This window comes from Altererythrobacter sp. Z27 (assembly GCF_052683155.1).
Map to the genome: position 1 here is coordinate 1,832,433 of NZ_JBQYMC010000001.1, position 22,421 is coordinate 1,854,853.

Sequence of the window (22,421 nt, forward strand, 5' to 3'; positions counted from 1 at the left end):
CTGAAGGCGTGAAGCCTAAAATCCTCACCACCATGCGCGATTATTCCTGGCGCCAGCTAGGGGCGGACACGCTCGCGGGGATCACCGTGGCGCTGGTCGCGCTGCCGCTGAGCATCGCCATTGCAATCGCTTCCGGGGCGCCGCCCGCCGCGGGGCTGGTGACGGCCGTCGTGGCGGGATTCCTGATCTCCGCGCTCGGCGGCAGCCGCGTCCAGATCGGCGGGCCGACCGGCGCCTTCATCGTGGTGGTCTATGGTGTGATCCATGACCATGGCTACAATGGCCTGCTCCTCGCCACGCTGATGGCGGGCGTGATCCTGCTGTGCGCAGGCTTTCTCAAGGCAGGCCAGCTGATCCGCCACGTGCCCGAGCCGGTGATCGAAGGCTTCACCATCGGCATCGCTGTGGTGATCGCGGTGAGCCAGCTCAAGGACCTGGCGGGTATGACCGGCGCCAGCCTGCCCGCCGATTTCCTGCCCAAGCTGCAAGGCCTGTGGGAGATGCGCGGCACGGTGGACACGGGATCGCTCGCGCTGGGCGTTGCCTGCATCCTCGCCATCATCGGCCTGCGCAAGCTGGCACCGCGAATACCCTGGCTGGTGCTTGTCGTGGCTGGCGCGAGCGCGATTGCCGCGTTGGCGGTTCCTTCGATCGAGACGGTCGCGGGCCGCTATGGCGCCTTGCCGCACGGCTTGCCCACACCCGAACTTCCCGAGATCAGTTCCGCGCTTCTGGTCGAGCTGCTGCCTTCGGCGCTGGTGATTGCCTTCCTCGCCGGGATCGAATCGCTGCTGTCGGCGATGGTGGCTGACCGAATGATCGGGAGTGCGCATCGATCGAATGCAGAACTGATCGCGCAAGGCGCGGCCAATGTCGCAGCGCCGCTGTTCGGAGGCTTGCCCGCCACAGGAGCGATCGCGCGCACCGCGACCAACGTCAACGCCGGAGGCCGCACTCCGGTAGCGGGGATTGTCCATGCGCTCGCGATCCTGCTGGCGATCGTGGTCGCAGCGCCCTTGGCTGGAGCACTGGCCTTGCCCGCGCTGGCCGGGTTGCTGGTTGTGACCGCATGGACCATGAGCGAGCCGCATCGCTGGCCCGAGCGGCTGCGCCTGCCCAGGGCGGATTTGGCGCTGCTGCTGATGACCGCCCTACTCACAGTGCTGGCAGACCTGACGATCGCGATCTGCGTGGGCACGATGATTGGTCTCGCGCTACGCCTGTCGCGCGGCGAAGTTTCCGCGCCGCGCTGGCACACGCCCTTCCGATGGGGCGGGAACGACCGGGACGATTAGTAGGCGCGGATGTCCGCGCGCGCCGTTTCGACCTCTGTCACCAATATCTTGCCCAGCGGCTCCCTGGCCGCGGCTTCAGCATCGGAGGTGGGCGCAACCAGGATGAACAGGTGCCGCCCCTGCGGCCCGCCGAGCATGCAGGCATAGCTGGGCAGGCCGCCCGTCTCGATGACTTCGAGCACTTTGCCGCCTGCTCCGATGCGTACGCATTCTGGGCCGAGCGGGTTGCTGATCCATACTGCACCTTCGGCATCGAGGCAGATACCGTCGGGCACGCGCGGAGCTGTCGGCGCCCATTCGCGCCGGTTCGACAATGCGCCATCGGGCCCGATGTCGAGCACGGTGAGCCGCCCGCCCAGCGTTTCCGCTACGATCAGGGTCTTGCCGTCAGGCGTGATCACCATGCCATTGGGAAAGCTGAATTTCTCGCCCGGCGCGGCATCGGAAACCGTGCCGTCGGGCTGCACCAGTGCAAGGCACGTCTGGGGGTGTTCGGCGAGCACGCTTTCGGGGCCGCGCGCATGCATTTCGGTATCGAGGTCGAAACCGAAATTGCCGACATAGGCGCGGCCTTGTGCGTCCACGACCATGTCGTTGCAGAGAAACACCGAATGGTTCGCCAGATCGGCATGGAACTGGAAGCGCCCATCGGGCCAGCGCCGCCAGACCTGGCGTAGCTCCATCCGCACCACCAGCAGCGATCCGTCGGGCAACCAGCCGAGCCCCGAGGGTCGGCCTTCGAGCTCAAGCTCAGTCCGAACGTCGCCCTCAAGCGATACCGAGCAGACCCGGTGCGCGTAAAAGTCGGAGTACCACAACCGGCCGCCATGCCAGCGCGGTCCCTCCCCGAAGTACACGCCTTCAGCGAGGGTTCGCACCGGCCCGGCCATGGTCAGCGGCCCGAAGGATCGACGAAATTGCCCGCGCCAATATTGGCGTTGACCACGCCGCCGTCGATCGGGATCGTCGTGCCGACTACGTAATCGCCCGCCCGGCTGAGCAGGTAGATCGCGCCTGCCGCCATATCTTCGGTCACGCCGACACGGCGCGACGGAATCCCGCGCGCCGAAGCTTCGGGATTGTCGCGCGCCGCACGGTTCATCGCGCTCGGGAAAGCCCCCGGGCCGATGCCATTGACGACGATATTATCCTTGATCAGCTCGGCTGCGAGGCGGCGGGTCAAGTGGATCAGCCCGGCCTTCGAAGCCTGATAGGGATAGGTCGGCCAGGGGTTCGACTTCATCCCGTCGATCGACGAGATCATCAGTACCTTCGCCGGGCGTTCAGGCGTCCCTGCCGCCTTGAGCAGCGGGAACAGTTTCTGCGTGAGGAAGAACGGCGTCTTGACGTTGAGGTCCATCGTGCGGTCCCAGCCCGCTTCGGTGAATTCCTCGAACGGCTCGCCCCAGGCGGCACCCGCATTGTTCACCAGCAGGTCGAGCTTGTCTTCGCGACTGGCCAGCTCATCGGCGAGCTGCTTGATGCCGTCCATCTGGCTCAAATCGCCGACAAGGCCGATAACCTTGTCGCCCAGCTCCGCCGACGTCTCGTCGACCTGCTCCTTTTTGCGAGCGACGATATAGACGCGTTCGCATCCGGCTTCGAGCAGGCCTTCGACGATCATCTTGCCGATGCCGCGGCTGCCCCCGGTTACCAGGGCGACACGTCCCTCGAGACCGAACAGTTCCTTGAGATTCATCATCTGCCCGTCCTCCTCAATATCCGCTCAGTTCGGCGACGCGGTTGGCATGGTAATAGGCATCGCCCAGGAACTCCTGCAGCGCGCGGTCGCGCTTCATGTAGAGGCCGATGTCATATTCGTCGGTCATGCCGATGCCGCCGTGCATCTGCACGCCTTCCCGCACCGAAAGACCGGCGGTCTTGGCGACCTTGGCCTTGGCGACGGAAACCATCAGCTCGGCCTTTTCGCTGCCCGCGTCGAGCAATTGCTGCGCCTTGATCACAGCAGCGCGAGCGATTTCGACTTCGGAATAGAGATGCGCAGCGCGATGCTGCAGCGCCTGGAATTCGCCGATCAACCGGCCGAACTGCTTGCGCTGCCTCAGGTATTCGACAGTCATGTCCATCGCACCGCGAGCCACGCCCACGCCTTCGGCGGCGGCCCCGACGCGGCCCGCCATCAGCAGGGTATTGAGCACTTCGCGCCCGCCATCGACTTCGCCGATCACCGCGTCACCGTCGAGTTCGACATTGTCGAACGTCGTGTGCGTCGCGATCGAGCTGTCGACCAGCCGCACCGCGTCATGGCTCATCCCGGCGGCATCCTTGGGAACCGCAAACAGCGTGACGCCGTCCGCATCGCCATCGCTGCCCGAAGTGCGCGCGGCGACGACGATCATGTCGGCGCTGGCGCCGTGAACTACGAAATCCTTCTTGCCTGAGAGCTTGAAGCCATTGCCCGAACGTTCGGCCTTGCAGGCGATGCGTTCGGGGCGGTGCTTCGGGCCTTCGTCAACCGCGACGGCAAAGACGCTGTCGCCCGAAACCAGGCCGGGCAAATAGCGCCCGCGCAGGTCGGCGCTGGCATGGCCGAGTGCGGTTGCCGCCAGTACCGAGCTGGTAAGGAAAGGCGAAGGGGTGAGGTTGCGGCCAATCTCTTCGAGCACGATGCCCGCTTCGACATGACCCATGCCGAGCCCGCCGTCTTCCTCGCTCACCAATATGCCGGTGAAGCCGAGTTCGCCCATTTGCTTCCACAGCGCGTGGCCGAAGCCATCCTTGCATTCGCGGTCGCGCCAATGGCGCAACTGCTTCGCGATCGCGCCTTCGTCAGCCATGAACTGGCTCGCGGTTTCGGCCAGCATGGCCTGGTCTTCGTTATGATACAGAGGCATGGATCAGGCTCCCGGCAGGTCGAGAATGCGTTTGGAAATGACGTTGAGCATGACTTCGCTCGTCCCGCCTTCGATCGAGTTCGCCTTGGTCCGCAGCCAGTTGCGGGCGGGCTTTCCGCCTTCGGTTTCGTCACTGTCCCACTCGAGCGCGCGGCTGCCGCCGGCGCTCATGACCAGCTCGTTGCGCGTCTTGTTGAGCTCGGTCCCGGCGTATTTCATCATGTTCGGCTGCGCCGGATGTGCCTTGCCGACCTTGATTTCGTCGAGGAACTTTTCGCTCATTGCGGTGAAGGCCAGCGCATCGACGTCGAACATCGCGATCTCGCCGCGCAGCACCGGGTCGAGCGTGGTGTTGCGGCTCATCGCTGCGCCGAGCGAGGTCGCCCGGTCGCCGCCACCGGTGGCGGAGATCATTTCGCGTTCGTGGCCGAGCAGATACTTGGCAACGTCCCACCCGCGGTTGATCTGGCCGACATAGCCGGGGATGTCCTCGCCATAGGACTTGGGCACCTTCACATCGTCGAAGAAGGTTTCGCAGAACGGGCTGTTGCCGCTGATCAGCAGGATCGGCTTGGTCGAAACACCCGGGCTCTCCATGTCGTAAAGCATGAAGGTGATGCCCTGGTACTTGTTCTCCTTGTCGGTCCGGACGAGGCAGAAAATCCAGTCGGCCTTGTCGGCATAGGAGGTCCAGATCTTCTGGCCGTTGACGATCCAGTGGTCGCCCTTGTCCTCGCCATAGGTCTGCAGCGACACGAGGTCCGAACCGCTGCCCGGTTCCGAATAGCCCTGGCACCAGCGGATTTCGCCGCGGGCGATCTCGTTGAGGAACTTCTTCTTCTGGCCTTCGGTGCCGAAATGCAGCAGCGCCGGGCCCAGCATCCAGATGCCGAAGCTGGAGAGCGGCGGACGCGCATTGATCGCTGCCATTTCCTCGCGCAGAACCTTGGCTTCGGCCGGGCTCAGGCCGGCGCCGCCATATTCCTTGGGCCAGGCCGGAACGGTGTAGCCCTTGTCGCGGCACGCCTCGAACCATGCCTTTTGCGCGTCGCTTTTGAAAACGGCCTTGCGACCACCCCAGAAAACGTCCTCGTCATCGCGGACGGGTTGGCGCATTTCGGCGGGGCAATTGGCTTCAAGCCAGGCGCGTGTTTCCTGGCGGAAGGCTTCCAGATCGGACATGTCCGACTCTCCTCTCATGTCTCCTGATTGACGCTTACGTTAGGGTGATTCGCACCCGCGCCGCAAGCACAGTTGTGACAGGTGGCAATGCCGTAGCGTCAGACTGTACAGCGTTGACGCGGGGCACGCTTCGCTTACGCTAACGTCAACGCCGTGGGAGTGGCCTGATGGAGAGATTCGCCCCGATTCGCAGCTTGCGGAGTGCCGCAGGGTGAGCCTTGTCAGGGGCCCTTTGCCGCAGCGGCTGAAGTTGATTCACGGCTTCGGCGCGGTCGCCTTCGGGGTCAAGGACTCGGGGTTCAGCTTCTTCCTGCTGCTCTATTACAACCAGGTGCTCGGCATGGATGCCGGAGTCGTGAGCCTGGCATTGCTCGTGGCGCTGCTGGTCGATGCCGTGGTCGACCCGATCCTCGGCAATCTGTCGGATCGCACCTATTCGCGCTGGGGCCGACGCCTGCCATGGCTCTACCTCGCGCCGATCCCGCTGGCTTTCGCATGGATTGCGCTGTGGTCGCCGCCCGGCGCGGAGCCACCCAGCTTCCTTGGCCTGCTTGGCATTGCAGTGGTGGTGCGCTTGCTGCTTTCCGCCTGCGAAGTGCCATCGGTTTCGCTGCTGCCCGAAATCACCAATGACTATGACGAGCGCACCACGCTGTTCCGCTATCGATATCTGTCGGGCTGGACCGGCGGCATATTGATGATGGTGCTGGCCTATACCGTTTTCATGCCGGGGCCCGAAGGCCTGTTGCAGCGCGACGGCTATGCCGCATTCGGCATTTTCGGTGCGATCCTGATGGCCGTATCGGTGATCGGATCGGCGCTGGGGCAGCACAGCCTGGTTGCGCATTACCCCGCCCAAAAGCCACCGCCCTTTTCGTTCAAGGCCGCCTTTTCGGAGATCGTCGAAGCCTTCCGCGAACGCGCCTTCATCATCTTCGCACTGGGCGGGTTGGCGGCCTATGTAAGCCAGGGGATGAGCTTTTCGATCACCAATTACCTCAATGTCTTCGTCTGGCAGTTCGATCGCACTGCGCTCACCGCCTATCCCGGCGTGCTGTTCCTTTCCGTGGTGCTGATGTTCTTCATCGTCAGCCCGATGCACCGGAGGCTTGGCAAGCCAAAGAGCGCCGCGGTTGCGATGCTGTCTTCGCTTGTCCTGTTCCTGGTCCCTTACGTGCTGCTGCTGGCCGGGATTTGGCCCGCAGTCGGCACCTGGCCATCGACCCTGCTCTATTTGGGGCTGCATTTGCTGGCCAACACCATGGGGATCGTGGTGATGATCTCGGCCTCGTCGATGATCGCGGAGATCGTGGAAGCCTATCTTGAGAAGACCGGGCGCCGGGCCGAAGGCGCTTTCTATTCGGGCAACTGGCTGGTGCAGAAATGCGCAACGGGCCTCGGCATCTTCATGACCGGGCAGATCATCGCTGCATCGCAGCTGCCATTCGATGCGCAGCCCGGCGCCGTGCCCGAATCGATCATCGCGCATATGATCCTGCTATATTGCGGCGCGGCAGCGGTGCTGGCGATCTTCGCCGCTTACTGGTTGGGCCGTTTCCCTATCGGACGCGAAGAGCACGAAGCGCGGCTCGCCGTGCTCGATGCCGCCGCTCGCGCCGACCCCGATGCCCATGCGATAACGCCATGAGACAGCACAAATGAGAGCTTGGCGCACCCAGCGGCCTCTGCCACTGAAGTGCACAACATCCGATTAGAGAAACCGAAGAGAGATAAGGACAGGAGCACCCCCATGGATTTCGAACCCACCGAACGGCAGCAATATTGGCGCAACCGGGTGCGCGATTTCATCGATCATCACATCCGCCCCGCAGTTCCGACCTACAAGGCGCAGGATGCCGCAGGCGATCGCTGGAAAGTGATCCCGGTGGTCGAAGAGCTTAAGGCCAAGGCCAAGGCAGAAGGCATCTGGAACCTGTTCATGCCGCCGCGCAATGACGGCCATCACCATGTCGACGAAACTTATGAATTCGAAGGCCCGGGTCTTACCAACCTCGAATATGCGCTGTGCGCCGAGGAAATGGGCCGCATCGGTTTCGCTTCGGAAGTGTTCAACTGTTCCGCGCCCGACACCGGCAATATGGAAGTGTTCCACCGCTATGGCACGCGCGAACAGAAGGACCGGTGGCTGACGCCGATCATGAATGGCGAGATCCGCTCCGCCTTCCTCATGACCGAGCCCTATACCGCCTCGTCCGACGCGACCAATATCGAGACCCGGATCGAGCGCGATGGCGACGAATACGTCATCAATGGCCGCAAATGGTGGTCTTCGGGCCTTGGCGATCCACGCTGCAAGGTCTCGATCGTCATGGGCAAGACCGATTTCAGCGCCGGTCGCCATGCCGCGCAGTCGATGATCCTGATGCCCAATGATGCGCCGGGCGTGAACATCATCCGTCACCTTCCGGTGTTCGGCTATGACGATGCCCCGCACGGCCACATGGAAGTCGAACTGAAGGACGTCCGCGTCCCAGTCAGCAACATGCTGCTCGGCGAAGGCCGCGGCTTCGAGATCGCACAGGGCCGCCTTGGGCCGGGCCGTATCCATCACTGCATGCGCACCATCGGCGTCGCCGAGGAAGCGCTCGCCAAGATGTGCCGCCGCCTGCAGGAACGCGAAGCTTTCGGCAAGCCGATCTACAAGCACTCGGTCTGGGAAGAGCGCGTCGCTCGCGCCCGCATCGACATCGACATGACTCGCCTGCTTTGCCTCAAGGCGGCCGATATGATGGACAAGGTCGGCAACAAGAACGCCAAGCAGGAAATCGCCATGATCAAGGTGCAGGCGCCCAATATGGCGCTGCGCATCATCGACGATGCGATCCAGGCGCATGGCGGCGGCGGCGTGTCGGAAGACTATGGCCTGGCCAGCGCCTATGCCCACCAGCGCACGCTGCGGCTGGCTGACGGGCCTGACGAAGTCCATGCCCGTTCGATCGCGCGGATGGAATTCGCCAAGCACCTGCCTCAGGCAGGCCCCTCCGCCAACGCGCTGCGCGACGGCAAGGCGCCGAGCATGGGCGAAGCAGGCTTCAGCTCGGGCGATATGGGAGTGGCGCGCTGATGGCGAAAGCTGCCATTCTCGAGCAAGTCGGCGGACTGACGATCGGCGAGGTCGAACTCGCCGATCCCGGCCCGCACGAAGTGCTGATCGACACCAAGGCCTGCGGGCTGTGCCATTCCGACCTGCACTTCATCGAAGGTACCTATCCGCACCCGCTGCCGGCGATCCCGGGCCACGAGGCAGCGGGCGTGGTCCGCGCGGTGGGGAGCGAAGTGAAGACGGTGAAGCCGGGCGACCACGTGGTCTCGTGCCTCAGCGCCTTTTGCGGGCACTGCGAGTTCTGCGTCACCGGCCGCATGGCTCTGTGCCTTGGCGCGGAAACCCGCCGCGCGCCCGATGCCGCCCCGCGCATCATGCGCGCCGACGGCTCGGCGCCGGTGGCACAGATGCTCAACCTCTCGGCCTTCTGCGAGCAGATGCTGATCCACGAGCATGCCTGCGTCGCCATCGACAAGAATATGCCGCTCGACCGTGCCGCCGTGATCGGCTGCGCAGTGACGACCGGCGCGGGCACCATCTTCAACGCCTGCAAGGTGGTGCCGGGTGAAACCGTCGCCGTGGTCGGCTGCGGCGGGGTCGGCCTTGCCGCCATCAACGCCGCCAAGATCGCTGGCGCGGGCAAGGTCATTGCGATCGATCCGATCCCGGAGAAGCGCGAACTGGCGCAAGTGCTGGGCGCGACCCATACGGTCGATGCCATGGCTGCAGACGCGGTCGAGCAGGTCATGGCGATCAGCGGCGGCGGCGTGCACCATGCCATCGAAGCCGTCGGCCGCCAGGCTTCGGCCGATCTAGCCGTCAAGATCCTGCGCCGCGGCGGCACTGCCACTATCCTCGGCATGATGCCGCTCGATTGCAAGGTCGGGCTCGGTGCGCTTGACCTGCTGGGCGGCAAGAAGCTGCAGGGCGCGATCATGGGGATGAACCACTTCCCGGTCGACCTGCCGCGCCTCGTCGATTTCTACATGCGCGGACTGCTCGATCTCGACACGATCATTGCCGAGCGGATCCCGCTGGAGAAGATCAACGAGGGCTTCGAGAAGATGAAGGGCGGCCATTCTGCCCGTAGCGTGGTGGTGTTCGACTGATGAGCGAGGAAGCGATCGATTTCGACAAGGAAATGGTCGGAACTGTCGAGGTGTCCGAAGCGGATCGGCTCGATCTCGACCGGCTGACAGCCTGGTTCGAAGCCAATGTCGAAGGTTATGAAGGTCCGATCAGCTACACCAAGTTCAAGGGTGGCCAGTCGAACCCGACCTATCGCATCGACACGCCCGGTGCATCCTACGTGCTGCGCCGCCAGCCATTCGGCAAATTGCTGCCAAGCGCCCATGCGGTGGACCGCGAATATGCCGCGATGACGGGGCTGTACCCCACCGGCTTCCCCGTGCCGCGCACCTTTGGCCTGTGCGAAGACCCCGAAGTGATCGGCTCCAAGTTCTTCGTGATGAGCCTCGCCGACGGGCGGTCGCTCTGGAACGGGGCGCTGCCGCAATGTTCGAAGGAAGATCGGCGCGAAATCTACCATTCGCTGATCGACACCATGGCGGACCTCCACACCAAGGACCCGCAGGCGATCGGGCTGGGCGATTTCGGCAAGCCAAACGATTATTGCGCGCGCCAGATCAACCGCTGGACCAAGCAATACAAGCTCTCCGAAACCGAGCATCAGCCCAAGATGGAGCGGATGATCGAATGGCTTCCGCAGACGATCCCGCCGCAGCACAATTCCAGCGTGGTGCATGGCGACTACCGGCTCGACAATGTGATTTTCCACAAGACCGAGAATCGCGTGATCGCGGTGCTCGATTGGGAGCTGTCGACGCTGGGCGATCCGATCGCCGACTTCAGCTACCTGATGCTCAACTGGAAGAACGCTTCCGATGGCCGCGCCGGCCTCGCCGGGCTCGACCTGGCAGAGCTGGGCATTCCTTCGATGGAAGAGGCAGTCGAACGCTATGTCGCGCGCACCGGTTATCCAGTTCCGCCGATGGATTGGTATTTCGGTTACAATCTGTTCCGGCTGGCGGGGATCATGCAGGGCATCAAGAAGCGCGTCATCGACGGCACAGCTTCCTCGGCCCACGCAAAATCGATGAGCGAGCGTGTCACGCCGCTGATCGAGCGTGCCTATGATTTCGCCAAAGCCGCCGGAATGCCCGACTAGAAACCGGCAGTGAAGCTCACCATGGCGCCGGCATCGCGGGGCGCCCCGGCATAATGGCCGGGCTCATGGCGGTAGAACAGGCTGGCGGCGGCCCGCCCCCACGCCAGCGGGCCCTGCCAGGCGAGTTCACCGACCAGTTCGCGCCCTTGCGGGGCAAGCGACAGGCGCTGGATCGCAAAACCCGCCGTTTCGCTCGCATAGTCATAGCTCGCAGGCAAATTGAGACTGAGCCCGCCGTGCTCGACCCGCAAAGGCTGGCTCAAGCGAAGCCCCAGGCTGTCGCCGCGCGCAAATATCGAAGCGCGTGTTAGGTCGAATGCCCATGCCTGGCTAATCAGTTGCGAACCGCTGGTGATCACGCTTCCTTGATCGGGCCGGGTCACACCAAGCCGCCATTCGCCTCCGGCGGACCAGTCATCGCCCGGTTGCCAGCGCGCACTCAGCTCGAGGAAACCTGTATCCGCCCCGCCTTGCGCGATCGCCGGGTGTAAGCGTGCACCCAATACGCTGCGCTCTTCGCGCAGCCAGCTCATCCCCAGCGTTGCAGCCAGCGCGCCATATCGCCGGTCCAGCTCCATTCCGAAACTGCGCGTCGGGAAGCGCTCGCCCGGCCCATACAGCAGCTCTTCCAGCCGGGGCGCATAGGCAAGGCGCGCGTCGCCGCTTCCGGCGTGAAACGTCACGCCCCACGGCTCGAATTCATGCCGCAGCGCCAGCGCCGCATCACTCGCCTGGAAGAAACCTGCATCGCCGCGAGGGCCCGGCGCAATGCGGAAGGCTGGCGTGGAATGGCCCTGCAATTGGGCAACAAGCCCGCCTGCCCCTTGCGCATAGGCAATGCCGAGTTGTGTGCCCGGCGCGATCCGCGCGGCGATGCGTGCGGCAAGCACCTTTGCCGATCCGGCTTCGTCTGAACTGAGCCGCAAAGGCCCCGCCCATTGCAACCCACCCGCGCGCGGGCCGCCCGCCACCTGGAAGGCGAGCGCCATGTCCCGACTTGCCGCGGCGAGTTCGTGGCCGCGCATTTCGACCGCTCCGCGCAATCGCGGAACGAGGCTCGATCCTGCCAGCCCTCTCCCCAGGTCGAAGCCATAGGCGCGGTCATATTTGTCGGTGATGATCGTCGGCAGCGACAATCCGCCCAGCGCATCGCCCATTGCGGGCGAGCCGACCGCGACCCTTTCACCCAGCGCAAATGCCGTGCTCTGCCCGGCTATCGTCGTCGTGCCCGCCGGGGCGAAGGCGCGAGCTATGTCGAGAATCCCGCGGCCGAAAACGGCATCGATGCCGCTCGCTCCTGCATCAAGCGCGCTGTCGAGCAAAATCTCGACCATTTCCGCGCCGGTCAGATTGGGAAAGGTCTGCGCCAGCAAGGCCACTGCACCGGCCACTTGGGGAGCAGAAAAGCTGGTGCCCGAAAAGACCGTAACGAATTGCTGGCCGTTGATGTTTTCGACCAGCAATTGCCCGTTCTCATAGACGCAGCAGATATCCTCCCCGAGCGCCGTGAGGAAGGAATCGCGCGAATTCTCGGCGCGGTTGCTGAAGCTGGAAAACTGCCCGCTCGCATCGTTCGAACCGACGATGATCAAATTGGCACCGCCGGCCTGCAGCAGGCTGGAGGCAAAGGGATCGGGCTGATCGGGATCGATGCCCGGCTCGCTACCGTCACCGCCATTGCCGGCCGAAACCACGATCACGAGACCGGCGCTGCTGGCGCGCGCCACCGCATCGAGCAGCACTTGCGAAGCAGTGCCCCCGCCAAGGCTGAGATTGACCACCTTCGCGCCCGAACTCACTGCCAGGTCCACGCCCGCAGCGATCGCGCGATCGTCAAACAGGCAACTTACGGAGGGATCCTGCGACGAGCCGGTGGAACAGGTTCCAGGCTCATCGGCCCGGATAGCCAGCACCTGCGCGTCAAAGGCGATGCCCATTATGCCGCGATTGTCCCGCGCAGCGGCAGCCACCAGCGCAACATGCGTACCGTGGTCATCAGGCCCGTCGAGGCCCCGGTTGCCGACAACATCGGTCGAGTTCGGGTGGATTCGCCCGGCAAATTCTGGGCTGTCGCTGTCGATCCCGCTATCGACGATGGCGATGATCGATCCTTGCCCGGTTGCCCCCGCCTGCCAGGCGCTGACTGCATTGTGGAACTGGGGCCCGTCGGAATCGCGGTATTCCTGCGTGTTGAAATTGGTGGGGGTGGGGGTGGGTGTCGGAGTGGGCGTAGGCGTGGGTGAAGGCGTAGGTGTCGGCACAGGCGGAGGCGTGCTGACCGGTGGTGCCCCTCCTCCGCCGCCGCATCCCGCCAGCAGCGCAATCGCGCCAAGCGCGGCCGAAGAACTCCAGCGATTGATATGCGGATTGAGGATGCTGGGCATGGTACGACCTTCCTCTGCCATCCCCCGTTAAGCCATAGGCATAAGTGCAAGGTTATCGCGATGGCAAGAAAATCTGCGCAGCTGCGCTCTTGCCGCACCCGCGCACCGCCGCTAGCAGCGCGGCAAGGGCCAATTGCCACCTGCGAAGATACGGGCCTGCGGAGATACAGGAATGTCCAGCGAACTCGTCCAAGCGATCGAAGCGGCGTGGGAACGCCGCACCGAACTGAGCCCTGCCGACCAGGACGTGCGCACGATGGTCGAAGAAGCGATAGGCCTGCTCGACAGCGGTGCGGCGCGCGTTGCCGAGCCCGATGGCAATGGCGGATGGAAGGTCAACCAGTGGCTCAAGCAGGCGGTGCTGCTTTCGTTCCGGCTCACCAACAACCGCGTGATGGAAGGCGGCTCCGCTGGCGAAGCCGCTTACGACAAGGTCCCGAGCAAGTTCGCCGGATGGGGCGACAATCGCTTCAGCGATGCAGGTTTCCGGGTCGTGCCTGGCGCAGTGGCGCGCCGGGGCAGCTTCATCGGCAAGGGCGTGGTGCTGATGCCGAGCTTCGTGAACATCGGCGCCTATGTCGATGAAGGCACGATGATCGACACCTGGGCCACGGTCGGCTCCTGCGCTCAGATCGGCAAGAACGTGCATATTTCAGGCGGCGCCGGGATCGGCGGCGTGCTCGAACCGCTTCAGGCCGAACCGGTGATCATCGGCGACGGCGCGTTCATCGGTGCCCGCGCCGAAGTGGCCGAAGGCGTGCGCGTGGGCGAAGGCGCGGTCCTCTCCATGGGCGTTTACCTTGGCGCGTCGACCAAGATCGTCGATCGCGAGACCGGCGCAATCTATCGCGGCGAAGTGCCGCCCTATGCGGTCGTCGTTCCCGGATCGCTGCCCGGCAAGCCGCTTGCGGACGGAAGCCCCGGCCCCTCGCTCTATTGCGCGGTGATCGTCAAAACGGTCGATGCGCAGACCCGCGCCAAGACCGGAATCAACGAACTTCTGCGCGATTGACCTTGCGCCGCCATGGGCGCACATTCGGAACAAGGCACCATGCGAGCCGTTGATTGCCCGCAGGGCCTTGTTCGCGGGAAGGAATGCCCATGGAAAACAGAAACGGCGAAATCCATATCGACGACAATGAAGCCCGCGCTGGTGTGACCAACACCGGCCTCCGCTGGGTGCTCGCGGTGGGATTGCTGCTGGCGATCATCGCCATGACCCTGGTGTGGATCGTCCCGGCTTTGACTGCGGCCTAGGGCTCACTCGCCCTTGACGGAATTCTCGATCTCGGGCGCGCCCCGCTGGCTGGCGGCATAGGCTTCCGCCCCGCGCAGCGCGCGCAAGGCATTGCGCAGCGAGATTTTCTCGAGGTCCTGCCGGCTGTATCCGCGTCTCGCCAGTTCCACGAACAGCGCGGGATATCCGGCAACGTCTTCCATCCCCACCGGGCCGCTCGGCATGCCGTCATAATCGCCACCGATGCCGATATAGTCGATCCCCGCGACATCGCGGATATGGTCGATATGGTCGGCCATATCCGAAATGGTGGCCAGCGGAACCGGGTTGGTCGCGTCCCATTGCTTCAGCCCGGCGGCGACGGCCTCAGGCTGGCCCAGCCAGAGCGCTGAAAGCCGCGCGCGCTCCGCTTCGCGCTGGCTGTTCCATTGGCGTGTGGCCTCGCTGAGGAAGCCGGGCAAGCCAACCACCATCACCACACCGCCATTCGCGGGCAGCCGCTTGAGCACGCTGTCAGGCACGTTGCGCGCATGGCCGTTGATCGCGCGCGCACCCGAATGGCTGAAGATCACCGGCGCTTTCGCCACGTCGAGCACGTCGTGCATGGTCTTTTCGCTGACATGGCTGAGATCGACCTGCATGCCCATACGGTTCATTTCGCGCACGAGGTCGCGCCCGAAATCGGTCAGCCCGTCATGCGCGGGAGCATCGGTCGCGCTGTCGGCCCAGGGCGTGTTCTTCGAATGCGTCAGCGTCATGTAACGCGCGCCGAGCGCGTACATCTGGCGCAATACCGCGAGGCTCGAACCGATCGAATGCCCGCCTTCCATGCCGATCAGGGAAGCGATCTTGCCCTTCGCAATCGCGGCCTCGACATCGTCAGCCGTGAGCGCGAGCTGCAATTCGTCCGGATAGCGCGCAACCAGCCGTTTGGTCACATCGATCTGCTCGATCGTTGCCTGCACCGCTTCAGGTTCCTTGAGCGATGCCGGGACATAGACCGACCAATATTGCGCACCCACCTTACCTTTGCGCAGCCGGATAAGGTCCGTGTGCATCACAGCTCCCTGCGGGTGGCCGTCCCCGGTGTAGGTGGTGTCCTCGAAATCGAACCCGTTGATGACGTTGCCGAAGCGGTCGCGCAGCTGCATCGGGGCGTCATTGTGCCCGTCGAATACCGGCGCAGCCTTGAGAGCTGCCGCGGCGGTGTCTTCTGGCGACTGAGCAGCCGCGAGTGCGGGAAGGCCAAGCAGCGCAACAGCGGCAAGCAAGCGGGACAATTTCATGCGATCCTCCGGCAGGGGCTCTTTTCGAGCAGCTTCGAAGGACCTGTCATAGCGCAACGCCTCGCAATGGGAAGCGCCCCAGATAGCCACGATCAATCGGAAGGAGAGCAAGTTGGCGCAACACCAACCGGGCCGGCTTCGCGCCGGTGCATAGTGGCGGTCGCGAGGCTAGCCTCAGCCGGACCGCAAGAGCCGAAAGGGCGGCGCCTCCCACACGGAAAGCGCCGCCCGATCGCAAGGATCAGCTGAGGTGCTTCGACACCGCAGCAGTCATCTTGAACATCGAGATCTGGGCATTGCCGATCACCGCGCCAAGCTTGGCATCGGGATTGATCTGACGCTTGTCGGTCTTGTCCTGCAGACCGTTAGCCTTGATGTAGTCCCACACCTTCGAGGTGACCTGGGCGCGGGTCATCGGACCCTTGCCAATCACCGCTTCAAGCGCAGGCGACACATTGACGGGCTTTTGCAGCGCGTTTCCAGCCATGTTCAGTTCCTTTCGTTTTTTGGCCGTTACAACTCGAAATCGTCATCATCCCAGTCTTCCTCGTCCTCCTGCGACCGGGTATATTGGGCAACCAGCGTAGTGCTGGCGACGACATGCCCTTCCATTGCTGCGAGCAGGTCCTCCCGCTTTGCCCCTGGCATAAGGGTCAAAGGCAGTTCGAGCGCAAACAATTGGAATACGTATTGGTGCGGTTCGCCCTCCGGCAGGTCGGGCAGCAACCACTCCGAATTTCCTAGCGAGTTCTTTCCGGTGCGCGGCGGCACCTCACCTTCGAGCAGCTTGCCGCGCTGGCCCGGGAGGCCCCAAACCAGCCAATGGCACCGCGGCTCGGAAGAATTGCCGGTGGCATCCTCGACCACGAGCGCGAGCTCCTGCGTCCCCGGAGGAGGCGCGCTCCATTCGAGCGGCGGAGCGACTGCATCTTCCTCATCGGCAGTAAAACAAGGGTCCAGTTCGCCGCCACCGGAAAAGGCCGGGCTGGTCAGTTGCAATCCGCCGCGTCCAAAGTTGCGCTCGCTGCCAAGCCGCGCAATCGCCAGTCCCGCATGGCGGGCCGCGGGCGGCAAGGACGCATTGAGCCAATCAGGCAAGCCGGACACAGTAATTGGATTCCTCTCTCTCAATATTGGTGGGCGAAACTAGGCTCTTCGACGGGGCGTGACGAGGTGGTGGCCCCGAATTTGCACCGCTTTTGGCCGCTAAACTGTGGGTAATTCCCCCTGATGACGGGTTTTTACCCTCGCAAAACTGCCTTGGCGGGGATTGCCCGCATGGGCGCATGGCGTCATGTTTGCCGGGTTTCCCCCGGATCGGGCACTTGTCCCGGGCAGATCATGAGGATGAAAATGGGTATCGGCCGCTCAGCCCTGACCGCCACGCTGGCCTTCTCGCTTGCCGCATGCGGCGGTGGTGGCTCCTCATCGCCTCCCCCGATCGGCGGAGGCGGTACGCCGACTCCGACGCCTTCGAGTTCCGCCTGCTCGCTCGCAACCCGGCAGCAATGGGTAAAAGCGACCCTCGACGAATGGTACCTTTTCCCCGAACTGCTGAGCGCCAACGTGAACGGAGCGGCATACTCCGATCTCCAGTCCTACATCGATGCGCTGGTTGCCCCCGCGCGGGCGCAGTCCAAAGACCGCTATTTCACCTACATCACATCGATCGCGGAAGAGAATGCCCTGATAAATTCGGGCTCGAGCGCAGGCTTCGGTATCCGCCTGGGCTACGACACGTCCGCCAATCGCGTCTACGTATTGGAAGCATATGAGAATGCGCCAGGCCTGGGCGCCGGGATCGACCGCGGCACCGAACTGTTGGCAATCGGGACAAGCAGCAGCAACCTGCAATCGGTCAGCACACTGATGGCGACTGGCGGTCCGCAGGCGGTGATTGATGCACTGGGCCCTTCGGATGCGGGTGTCACGCGCGTGATCCGTTTCCGCACCGCGTCGGGCGTAACGATCGAAGCGAGCATCGCCAAGGCCGATTACTCGCTTGATCCGGTATCCGACCGCTATGGCGTGCGGATCATCGATGATGGCGGGAAGAAGGTCGGCTATCTCAACCTGCGTACCTTCATCGTGAGCAGTGCGGACCCGGACCTGAGAGCCGCATTCCAGCAGTTCAAGGATCAGGGCGTTACCGAACTGATTATCGATTTTCGCTACAATGGCGGCGGGTTGGTGTCGATCGCCGATTTGATGGGCGATCTCATGGGCACAGGCAGGACGGGCCAGGTCTGGTCGAAGACGATACTGCGCAGCTCCAAGTCGTCAGAGAACGAGACCAAGCTTTTCGCTTCACAGCCACAGGCGATTGCTCCCACCAAGGTGGCCTTCATCGGTCGCGGCGGCACCGCTTCAGCGAGCGAACTGGTGATCAATTCGATGTTGCCTTACCTCGGCACCAACGTCGCGCTGATCGGCACCAACACATATGGCAAGCCGGTGGGCCAATTTGGCTTTGACCGCACCCAATGCGATGACCGCTTGCGGGCCGTGGCGTTCAAGACAGTCAACGCGAACGACCAGGGCGAGTATTTCACAGGCCTCGCCAGTGTCATGCCCAACACATGCCGCGCGAATGACGACATCTTCATTCCGCTGGGCGACCCGCGCGAAGCGTCGATTGCGACCGCGCTCGATTTCCTTGCCGGGCGCAGCTGCACCGCGATTTCGGAAGCTGGGCTACGGACCACGCAGGCGGTGAGCGGCGAGCGCCAGCTGATGCAGCCCGAGCGGCCGACCGCCGCGCAACACCAGATCCCCGGGCTTTTCTGACCGGCGATGGCGCGCGAGTATTCGAGCTTCGCCGAATTCTGGCCGTTCTACCTGCGCGAGCACAGCAAGCGGCAAACCCGCGCGCTGCACTATATCGGCACGACGCTGGTGGTCGGCATCGCACTTTGGGCAATGCTGAGCGAGAGCTGGCCCTGGCTCGCCGCGCTCCCGCTTGCAGGCTATTTCTTCGCTTGGCTGGGGCATTTCGGTGTCGAGAAGAACCAGCCCGCCACCTTTACCTACCCGCTCTGGTCGCTGATCGCCGATTTTCGAATGTGGGGCCTGTGGCTGACCGGCAGGCTCGGCCCCGAACTCGATCGCGCGGGCGTTCCGCGCTGATCCTTCACAGTCCGGAAGGCACGGTTTCGACCCCGGGTATATCACCCAGTTCGACCCAGTCCTGCTTGCTCTTGGTATAGACATGCAGGCTCGGCTGGATGACCGAAGTGTCGTCGAGCGTGCCGGCCTTGACCCAGACCATGCCGGGCGAGGCCTCCACCAGCGAGAACAGCGGCGAACCGCAATCGGGGCAGAACTGGCGCTGCACCGTCCCACCGCTGTCGCCCTTGTCGTTAAAGGTCTTGACCTTGCCCTCCACCTTCAGCGCCCCTTCAGGCACGCCGATGATGACCGAATAGGCGCTGCCCGCCTGCCGCTGACAATTCTTGCAATGGCAGGTCAGGCACATCAGCGGATCGGCAGTGATCTCATAGCGCACCTGGCCGCACAGGCATCCTCCGGTCAGTCCCATATCTTCCTCCCCGAGGCCGTGAGCCCCTCTTACGATTCCGCCGCGTCGGCCCGGGTGAACAGGAACACCAGGAAGCCGAAGGCGAACAACGCATCTCCCGCCAGCACCGCGGCGACCAGCCCGCTGCCGTCGCCACCGAACTCGGTCGGGCCCATCAGCGCGACGACGCCAACCTTGCCGAGCACCCCGGCCCAGATCACCTTGCCATAACGCAAGGGGTCGCTCGCCACGATGAAGTAGACCAGCCCGAAGGCGAAGACGAGCAGCCCGATGATGCGGCCGTCAAGCGGGGATTCGGGCATCAGCATGCCTGCCAGCCCGATCAGGAAGTTGAAGGCGGCTGCCGCCCAGAAGAAAATCCGCCAGCCGCGCCCGGCGTCGCCATAGGAACTCATGTTCAGGGGTTCTCCTCACCAGCAAAGGGTTGTCTGTCGGTATAGGCGCAGCCGACCATCTGCGCTTCTCCGATGTTGAAAGTCACAGTGAACGGATAGGTCCGGTCGCTCATCTGGTCGGAGCAATCGCCCGGCGTCACCGCCATCAGCAGCGCTTCGCCATTGAGCGTGCCGCTGAAGCCCAGTCCGCCGTTCCCGGCAAAGCGCGAAACCTCGATCTCGGTGCCGTCAATATTGTCCGGCGTCGAATAGGTCATCGCCGTGCCTGCGATCTTCGCGCTCCAGAAGGGTTCGGTGCCCAGCGCGGTGATCGTCTCGTCCTCGGCGATCCCGTCGAAGGCAGGCACATCGCCCGGTACGGGTTGGGACTCGCCGGAGCAGGACGCAAGCAGGGCCGCCATCGCAATTCCTGCCATGCATCGCCCTGTTTTCATGCCGAAACGCTCCCTCCCGATCCACGCGAAGCTAGGCTATCGAACAGCGCTCGTCACGCCTTTTCGCGCAGCAGGCTATGGCCCGCTAACCCTCGATCATCACGATATCCCAGCTGTAGCGATGGTCGCCCAGCGCGTTCGCCACCGACGTCGGCGCTCCGTCGCGCAGCGAGCGGTAGAGCCCGTCGCGCTGGTTGGATTCGGCCTCGTCCGGGAAATACATCTGGTAGATATTGCGCGATTCGCTCCCGCTCACATCCATATGTATGTGCGGCGTGCGCTGCCCGCGGCCTTCGCCATAGGAACCGGGCTTGATCGTCGTCAGCTTCCAGCTGCCGTCGCTGCCGGTATGGATGGTGGCGAAGCCCTGGAAATTGGGATCGAGCGGGCGGTCGGACGTATCCTGCGGATGGGCATAGCGGCCATGCGTATTGGCCTGCCAGATGTCGAGTTTCGCTCCGCTGATCGGGTTGCCGTGGCGATCGAGCACCCGGCCCATCACTTCGATAACCTGACCCAGCGCCCGTTCACCGTGCGCGCCGACGCGGGTGAGGTCGGCGTCGGTCTCGCCGCGATAGCCGGCCGGGAAGAACGGCCCGATGTCCGATGGCGAAGTGATGGTCTGCGCCAACGCGTGGCTGGCCCCGGCGGCGCTGGCGAGCGCGCCGGCAGTGAAGGCGCGGCGCGAAATGCGATGAATTATGTGAGACATGGGTCGTCCCCTCCCCCCAAAGAAAGAGCGACCCCCTGCGCGCTTGCTAACCCAAGCCAACAGGCAAGTCCATCGCGGCGGCGCAGAAAGCCGCCCGTTTACATCACCTTGTCGGGCGAGGGATCGTGCTTGTGCCGCTCGGCCTTGCCGAACACGCGATCGAGCCGCTCGAACAGGATGTTCCCCGCCTTGCGCGCGGCAGCGTCGACGTCGGCTGCATGCGCGGTAACGCCGATCGCCCTGCCGCTGCGCGGACGCGCTTCGATGGTGCAGCTCTTGTCGTCCGCTCCGCCCTTGCGCGCATTCTCGTCGCTGACATGGACTTCAATCCGGGTGAGGCGATCCTCATAGCGCGCGAGCCGGTGGCGCAGCTGCGCTTCGATCCGCTCGGCGACATTCGCCGTGCCCATCACGCTGCTGTCGGAATTGAACTGGATCTGCATTGCGCCGGTCTCCTCTCTTCTCTTTCGCTCTATCACCAAGATGGGAATTGCGACGCGCGAGTCCAGCGAAATCGGGCGGAAAATCGGGCCGGTGCGCGCAAGCCGATGCGACACATGCGACACAGTCCTGGTAAAGAAAACGGCCCTGCGGATTTGCCGGGATCGAGGGGCCGAAGCGAGGGTGGCCATGAATGGTTGCATGGCTACCGTTAAACCATGCGAGTGGGCGTGTAGGAAAGCGGCCAGTAGAGTTGACCTTTCGCAAGTAATTGCGTGATATTCTCTTTCTATGCCGCCGGAAATAGTTGCCCTGTTGGACAAGCCATGGTTGCTCGCCATTGTTCTGGCGATCGGCGCTGCATTGGGCATGTTCATTGAGCGTTTCGTCGAAGCCCAAAAACGGGCGGAGCGCCGCGCCTATTGGCAAGGCCGCAATGCGAAGAAAAACGGCCCGAACCTCAAGTCGATCGAACGCCTCGAGGCGAAGCAGGCGCAAGCGACTGACATGGCAACCGACCAGCTTCGTGTTGTCATGCGAGCAAAATTTGCCGCTCGTGCCCTACTCAACAGGCCCGAAGCAAAAGTGTTCGTCGCACTCGACCAAGCGGTGATCGCGCGCAATTCAGCTTGGCAGGTAATGGCGCAGGTTTCGCTCGGCGAGTTCCTCGCCAGTCCTGACAAGGACGCCTATCTCGCGGTCAACTCCAAACGGGTCGATTTCGCGCTGATGGACGAGAACTGCGAGGTTCGCCATGCAATCGAGTATCAGGGCAACGGTCACCATCAGGGCAGCGCCGCCGCGCGCGATGCAGTAAAGAAGGAGGCACTGCGGAAAGCCGGGATCGGTTATCACGAAGTCGTCGCCGGTCATACGACACCCGCAGAGCTGAAGCGGCTGGTCGAGAAGCTGGTGCCGCTGCCAAAGGACCAGGAAACTCCCCCTGCCCCGTCATCCTGAACTTGTTTCAGGATAACAAGAACATTTGTCCGGCAGGGTTATGCTGAAAACGGGTTCAGCATGGCGATTGAGGTGAGAATGACGAGAGAACGCACCCCCTGCGTCTATATCCTCGCCAGCGGCAGGCGCGGATACATCTATATCGGCGTCACCTCCGATCCGCCGCAACGCTTCTGGCAGCACAGGACCGGGGCGTTCGAAGGCTTCGCCAAGCACCGCAATTGCAATCGCCTTGTCCGCATCGAGATGTTCGCGAGCATGGAGGATGCCATTTCCCGGGAGAAGCAGCTCAAAAACTGGCGTCGCGAGTGGAAGATCAACCTGGTCGAAAGCGACAACCCGGAATGGACCGATCTCGCCCCTGAAATGGGACTTGCCGAATAAGATTGATTGTTATCCTGAAACAAGTTCAGGATGACGGGGTGGGATCGGAAAATAAAAGGGGTAGAA

General features: G+C 63.4%; 24 protein-coding genes. 11 read left to right on the top strand and 13 right to left on the bottom strand.

Annotated features, from left to right (window positions below; all coding sequences use genetic code 11):
- Positions 1 to 8 precede the first annotated feature (8 nt).
- Complete coding sequence (locus ACUJ47_RS08940) at positions 9 to 1,295, top strand: SulP family inorganic anion transporter (RefSeq protein WP_445538055.1); 1,287 nt, start codon at positions 9 to 11, stop codon at positions 1,293 to 1,295.
- Here the strand turns inward: ACUJ47_RS08940 and ACUJ47_RS08945 are convergent.
- The 4 genes from ACUJ47_RS08945 to ACUJ47_RS08960 are packed head-to-tail and all read right to left on the bottom strand — an operon-like array spanning position 1,292 to position 5,332.
- A complete protein-coding gene (locus tag ACUJ47_RS08945) occupies positions 1,292 to 2,173 on the bottom strand; it encodes an SMP-30/gluconolactonase/LRE family protein (RefSeq protein ID WP_445538056.1) in 882 nt (293 codons plus the stop codon). The genes ACUJ47_RS08940 and ACUJ47_RS08945 overlap by 4 nt on opposite strands.
- Before the next feature lie 14 nt (positions 2,174 to 2,187).
- Positions 2,188 to 2,994 carry an SDR family NAD(P)-dependent oxidoreductase gene (locus tag ACUJ47_RS08950; protein WP_445538881.1) on the bottom strand — a complete coding sequence of 269 codons (807 nt, stop codon included), beginning with the start codon at positions 2,992 to 2,994 and terminating at the stop codon, positions 2,188 to 2,190.
- Between the two features lie 16 nt (positions 2,995 to 3,010).
- Complete coding sequence (locus tag ACUJ47_RS08955; protein WP_445538057.1) at positions 3,011 to 4,150, bottom strand: acyl-CoA dehydrogenase family protein; 1,140 nt, start codon at positions 4,148 to 4,150, stop codon at positions 3,011 to 3,013.
- A gap of 3 nt (positions 4,151 to 4,153) precedes the next feature.
- Positions 4,154 to 5,332, bottom strand: a complete 1,179-nt coding sequence (locus ACUJ47_RS08960) for an acyl-CoA dehydrogenase family protein (RefSeq protein WP_445538058.1) — start codon at positions 5,330 to 5,332, stop codon at positions 4,154 to 4,156.
- A 211-nt stretch (positions 5,333 to 5,543) separates the two neighbouring features.
- Here ACUJ47_RS08960 and ACUJ47_RS08965 point away from each other — a divergent pair, with 211 nt between their 5' ends.
- The 4 genes from ACUJ47_RS08965 to ACUJ47_RS08980 all read left to right on the top strand — a co-directional run bounded on the left by ACUJ47_RS08965 (position 5,544) and on the right by ACUJ47_RS08980 (position 10,584).
- On the top strand, positions 5,544 to 6,980 hold the full coding sequence (locus tag ACUJ47_RS08965; protein WP_445538059.1) for an MFS transporter: 1,437 nt from the start codon (positions 5,544 to 5,546) through the stop codon (positions 6,978 to 6,980).
- 102 nt (positions 6,981 to 7,082) lie between these two features.
- The gene (locus ACUJ47_RS08970; RefSeq protein WP_445538060.1) at positions 7,083 to 8,417 is read left to right on the top strand and encodes an acyl-CoA dehydrogenase family protein; all 1,335 of its coding nucleotides are present in this window, start codon (positions 7,083 to 7,085) and stop codon (positions 8,415 to 8,417) included.
- Entirely contained in the window at positions 8,417 to 9,505 is a 1,089-nt protein-coding gene (locus ACUJ47_RS08975; RefSeq protein WP_445538061.1) for a Zn-dependent alcohol dehydrogenase, read from the top strand. The genes ACUJ47_RS08970 and ACUJ47_RS08975 overlap by 1 nt, the downstream gene beginning before the upstream one ends.
- Positions 9,505 to 10,584, top strand: coding sequence for a phosphotransferase family protein (locus tag ACUJ47_RS08980; protein ID WP_445538062.1), 1,080 nt, complete (start codon positions 9,505 to 9,507; stop codon positions 10,582 to 10,584). Before ACUJ47_RS08975 ends, ACUJ47_RS08980 begins: the two co-directional genes overlap by 1 nt.
- Here the strand turns inward: ACUJ47_RS08980 and ACUJ47_RS08985 are convergent.
- Positions 10,581 to 12,989 carry a S8 family serine peptidase gene (locus tag ACUJ47_RS08985; protein WP_445538063.1) on the bottom strand — a complete coding sequence of 803 codons (2,409 nt, stop codon included), beginning with the start codon at positions 12,987 to 12,989 and terminating at the stop codon, positions 10,581 to 10,583. The two genes, ACUJ47_RS08980 and ACUJ47_RS08985, sit on opposite strands and share 4 nt — an antisense overlap.
- 151 nt (positions 12,990 to 13,140) lie before the next feature.
- Between ACUJ47_RS08985 and dapD the strand changes: the two genes are divergently transcribed.
- A complete protein-coding gene (gene dapD / locus ACUJ47_RS08990) occupies positions 13,141 to 13,980 on the top strand; it encodes a 2,3,4,5-tetrahydropyridine-2,6-dicarboxylate N-succinyltransferase (protein WP_445538064.1) in 840 nt (279 codons plus the stop codon).
- An 89-nt stretch (positions 13,981 to 14,069) separates the two neighbouring features.
- On the top strand, positions 14,070 to 14,225 hold the full coding sequence (locus ACUJ47_RS08995) for a hypothetical protein (RefSeq protein ID WP_445538065.1): 156 nt from the start codon (positions 14,070 to 14,072) through the stop codon (positions 14,223 to 14,225).
- Positions 14,226 to 14,228: 3 nt separating this feature from the next.
- Here ACUJ47_RS08995 and ACUJ47_RS09000 read toward each other — a convergent pair whose 3' ends face one another.
- From ACUJ47_RS09000 to ACUJ47_RS09010, 3 genes are all read right to left on the bottom strand, one after another.
- Positions 14,229 to 15,491, bottom strand: coding sequence for a dipeptidase (locus tag ACUJ47_RS09000; RefSeq protein WP_445538066.1), 1,263 nt, complete (start codon positions 15,489 to 15,491; stop codon positions 14,229 to 14,231).
- Between the two features lie 241 nt (positions 15,492 to 15,732).
- A complete protein-coding gene (locus ACUJ47_RS09005; RefSeq protein ID WP_354144123.1) occupies positions 15,733 to 15,978 on the bottom strand; it encodes an SWIB/MDM2 domain-containing protein in 246 nt (81 codons plus the stop codon).
- Positions 15,979 to 16,004: 26 nt separating this feature from the next.
- Positions 16,005 to 16,598: a YbhB/YbcL family Raf kinase inhibitor-like protein gene (locus tag ACUJ47_RS09010; protein ID WP_445538067.1), complete on the bottom strand. Its 594-nt coding sequence runs from the start codon at positions 16,596 to 16,598 to the stop codon at positions 16,005 to 16,007.
- 234 nt (positions 16,599 to 16,832) lie between these two features.
- Between ACUJ47_RS09010 and ACUJ47_RS09015 the strand changes: the two genes are divergently transcribed.
- Both ACUJ47_RS09015 and ACUJ47_RS09020 read left to right on the top strand, forming a co-directional pair.
- A complete protein-coding gene (locus tag ACUJ47_RS09015; RefSeq protein WP_445538068.1) occupies positions 16,833 to 18,278 on the top strand; it encodes a S41 family peptidase in 1,446 nt (481 codons plus the stop codon).
- A gap of 6 nt (positions 18,279 to 18,284) precedes the next feature.
- Entirely contained in the window at positions 18,285 to 18,617 is a 333-nt protein-coding gene (locus ACUJ47_RS09020) for an Mpo1-like protein (protein ID WP_445538069.1), read from the top strand.
- Positions 18,618 to 18,621: 4 nt separating this feature from the next.
- Here ACUJ47_RS09020 and ACUJ47_RS09025 read toward each other — a convergent pair whose 3' ends face one another.
- The 5 genes from ACUJ47_RS09025 to ACUJ47_RS09045 form a co-directional block, all read right to left on the bottom strand.
- Complete coding sequence (locus ACUJ47_RS09025; RefSeq protein ID WP_445538070.1) at positions 18,622 to 19,029, bottom strand: GFA family protein; 408 nt, start codon at positions 19,027 to 19,029, stop codon at positions 18,622 to 18,624.
- 29 nt (positions 19,030 to 19,058) lie between these two features.
- A complete protein-coding gene (locus ACUJ47_RS09030; protein ID WP_445538071.1) occupies positions 19,059 to 19,424 on the bottom strand; it encodes a hypothetical protein in 366 nt (121 codons plus the stop codon).
- Positions 19,425 to 19,426: 2 nt separating this feature from the next.
- Positions 19,427 to 19,825 carry a COG3650 family protein gene (locus ACUJ47_RS09035; protein WP_445538072.1) on the bottom strand — a complete coding sequence of 133 codons (399 nt, stop codon included), beginning with the start codon at positions 19,823 to 19,825 and terminating at the stop codon, positions 19,427 to 19,429.
- Between the two features lie 118 nt (positions 19,826 to 19,943).
- Positions 19,944 to 20,570, bottom strand: coding sequence for a dioxygenase family protein (locus tag ACUJ47_RS09040; RefSeq protein WP_445538073.1), 627 nt, complete (start codon positions 20,568 to 20,570; stop codon positions 19,944 to 19,946).
- A 98-nt stretch (positions 20,571 to 20,668) separates the two neighbouring features.
- The gene (locus tag ACUJ47_RS09045) at positions 20,669 to 21,013 is read right to left on the bottom strand and encodes an HPF/RaiA family ribosome-associated protein (RefSeq protein WP_445538074.1); all 345 of its coding nucleotides are present in this window, start codon (positions 21,011 to 21,013) and stop codon (positions 20,669 to 20,671) included.
- A 289-nt stretch (positions 21,014 to 21,302) separates the two neighbouring features.
- Here ACUJ47_RS09045 and ACUJ47_RS09050 point away from each other — a divergent pair, with 289 nt between their 5' ends.
- The gene (locus ACUJ47_RS09050; RefSeq protein WP_445538075.1) at positions 21,303 to 21,971 is read left to right on the top strand and encodes a DUF2726 domain-containing protein; all 669 of its coding nucleotides are present in this window, start codon (positions 21,303 to 21,305) and stop codon (positions 21,969 to 21,971) included.
- A gap of 78 nt (positions 21,972 to 22,049) precedes the next feature.
- Positions 22,050 to 22,355 carry a GIY-YIG nuclease family protein gene (locus tag ACUJ47_RS09055; RefSeq protein WP_445538076.1) on the top strand — a complete coding sequence of 102 codons (306 nt, stop codon included), beginning with the start codon at positions 22,050 to 22,052 and terminating at the stop codon, positions 22,353 to 22,355.
- Positions 22,356 to 22,421: the final 66 nt, after the last annotated feature.

Excerpts from the sequence above, each read along its gene's own strand:
- ACUJ47_RS09015 (WP_445538068.1), top strand. The coding sequence starts at position 16,833 with ATGAGGATGAAAATGGGTATCGGCCGCTCAGCCCTGACCGCCACGCTG.
- ACUJ47_RS09055 (WP_445538076.1), top strand. The coding sequence starts at position 22,050 with ATGACGAGAGAACGCACCCCCTGCGTCTATATCCTCGCCAGCGGCAGG.
- ACUJ47_RS08975 (WP_445538061.1), top strand. The coding sequence starts at position 8,417 with ATGGCGAAAGCTGCCATTCTCGAGCAAGTCGGCGGACTGACGATCGGC.
- ACUJ47_RS09025 (WP_445538070.1), bottom strand. The coding sequence starts at position 19,029 with ATGGGACTGACCGGAGGATGCCTGTGCGGCCAGGTGCGCTATGAGATC.
- dapD (WP_445538064.1), top strand. The coding sequence starts at position 13,141 with ATGTCCAGCGAACTCGTCCAAGCGATCGAAGCGGCGTGGGAACGCCGC.
- ACUJ47_RS08995 (WP_445538065.1), top strand. The coding sequence starts at position 14,070 with ATGGAAAACAGAAACGGCGAAATCCATATCGACGACAATGAAGCCCGC.
- ACUJ47_RS09040 (WP_445538073.1), bottom strand. The coding sequence starts at position 20,570 with ATGTCTCACATAATTCATCGCATTTCGCGCCGCGCCTTCACTGCCGGC.
- ACUJ47_RS08950 (WP_445538881.1), bottom strand. The coding sequence starts at position 2,994 with ATGAATCTCAAGGAACTGTTCGGTCTCGAGGGACGTGTCGCCCTGGTA.
- ACUJ47_RS09005 (WP_354144123.1), bottom strand. The coding sequence starts at position 15,978 with ATGGCTGGAAACGCGCTGCAAAAGCCCGTCAATGTGTCGCCTGCGCTT.
- ACUJ47_RS08980 (WP_445538062.1), top strand. The coding sequence starts at position 9,505 with ATGAGCGAGGAAGCGATCGATTTCGACAAGGAAATGGTCGGAACTGTC.
- ACUJ47_RS09030 (WP_445538071.1), bottom strand. The coding sequence starts at position 19,424 with ATGAGTTCCTATGGCGACGCCGGGCGCGGCTGGCGGATTTTCTTCTGG.
- ACUJ47_RS09000 (WP_445538066.1), bottom strand. The coding sequence starts at position 15,491 with ATGAAATTGTCCCGCTTGCTTGCCGCTGTTGCGCTGCTTGGCCTTCCC.
- ACUJ47_RS08970 (WP_445538060.1), top strand. The coding sequence starts at position 7,083 with ATGGATTTCGAACCCACCGAACGGCAGCAATATTGGCGCAACCGGGTG.
- ACUJ47_RS09050 (WP_445538075.1), top strand. The coding sequence starts at position 21,303 with ATGCCGCCGGAAATAGTTGCCCTGTTGGACAAGCCATGGTTGCTCGCC.
- ACUJ47_RS08985 (WP_445538063.1), bottom strand. The coding sequence starts at position 12,989 with ATGGCAGAGGAAGGTCGTACCATGCCCAGCATCCTCAATCCGCATATC.
- ACUJ47_RS09035 (WP_445538072.1), bottom strand. The coding sequence starts at position 19,825 with ATGGCGGCCCTGCTTGCGTCCTGCTCCGGCGAGTCCCAACCCGTACCG.
- ACUJ47_RS09020 (WP_445538069.1), top strand. The coding sequence starts at position 18,285 with ATGGCGCGCGAGTATTCGAGCTTCGCCGAATTCTGGCCGTTCTACCTG.
- ACUJ47_RS08960 (WP_445538058.1), bottom strand. The coding sequence starts at position 5,332 with ATGTCCGATCTGGAAGCCTTCCGCCAGGAAACACGCGCCTGGCTTGAA.
- ACUJ47_RS08955 (WP_445538057.1), bottom strand. The coding sequence starts at position 4,150 with ATGCCTCTGTATCATAACGAAGACCAGGCCATGCTGGCCGAAACCGCG.
- ACUJ47_RS09045 (WP_445538074.1), bottom strand. The coding sequence starts at position 21,013 with ATGCAGATCCAGTTCAATTCCGACAGCAGCGTGATGGGCACGGCGAAT.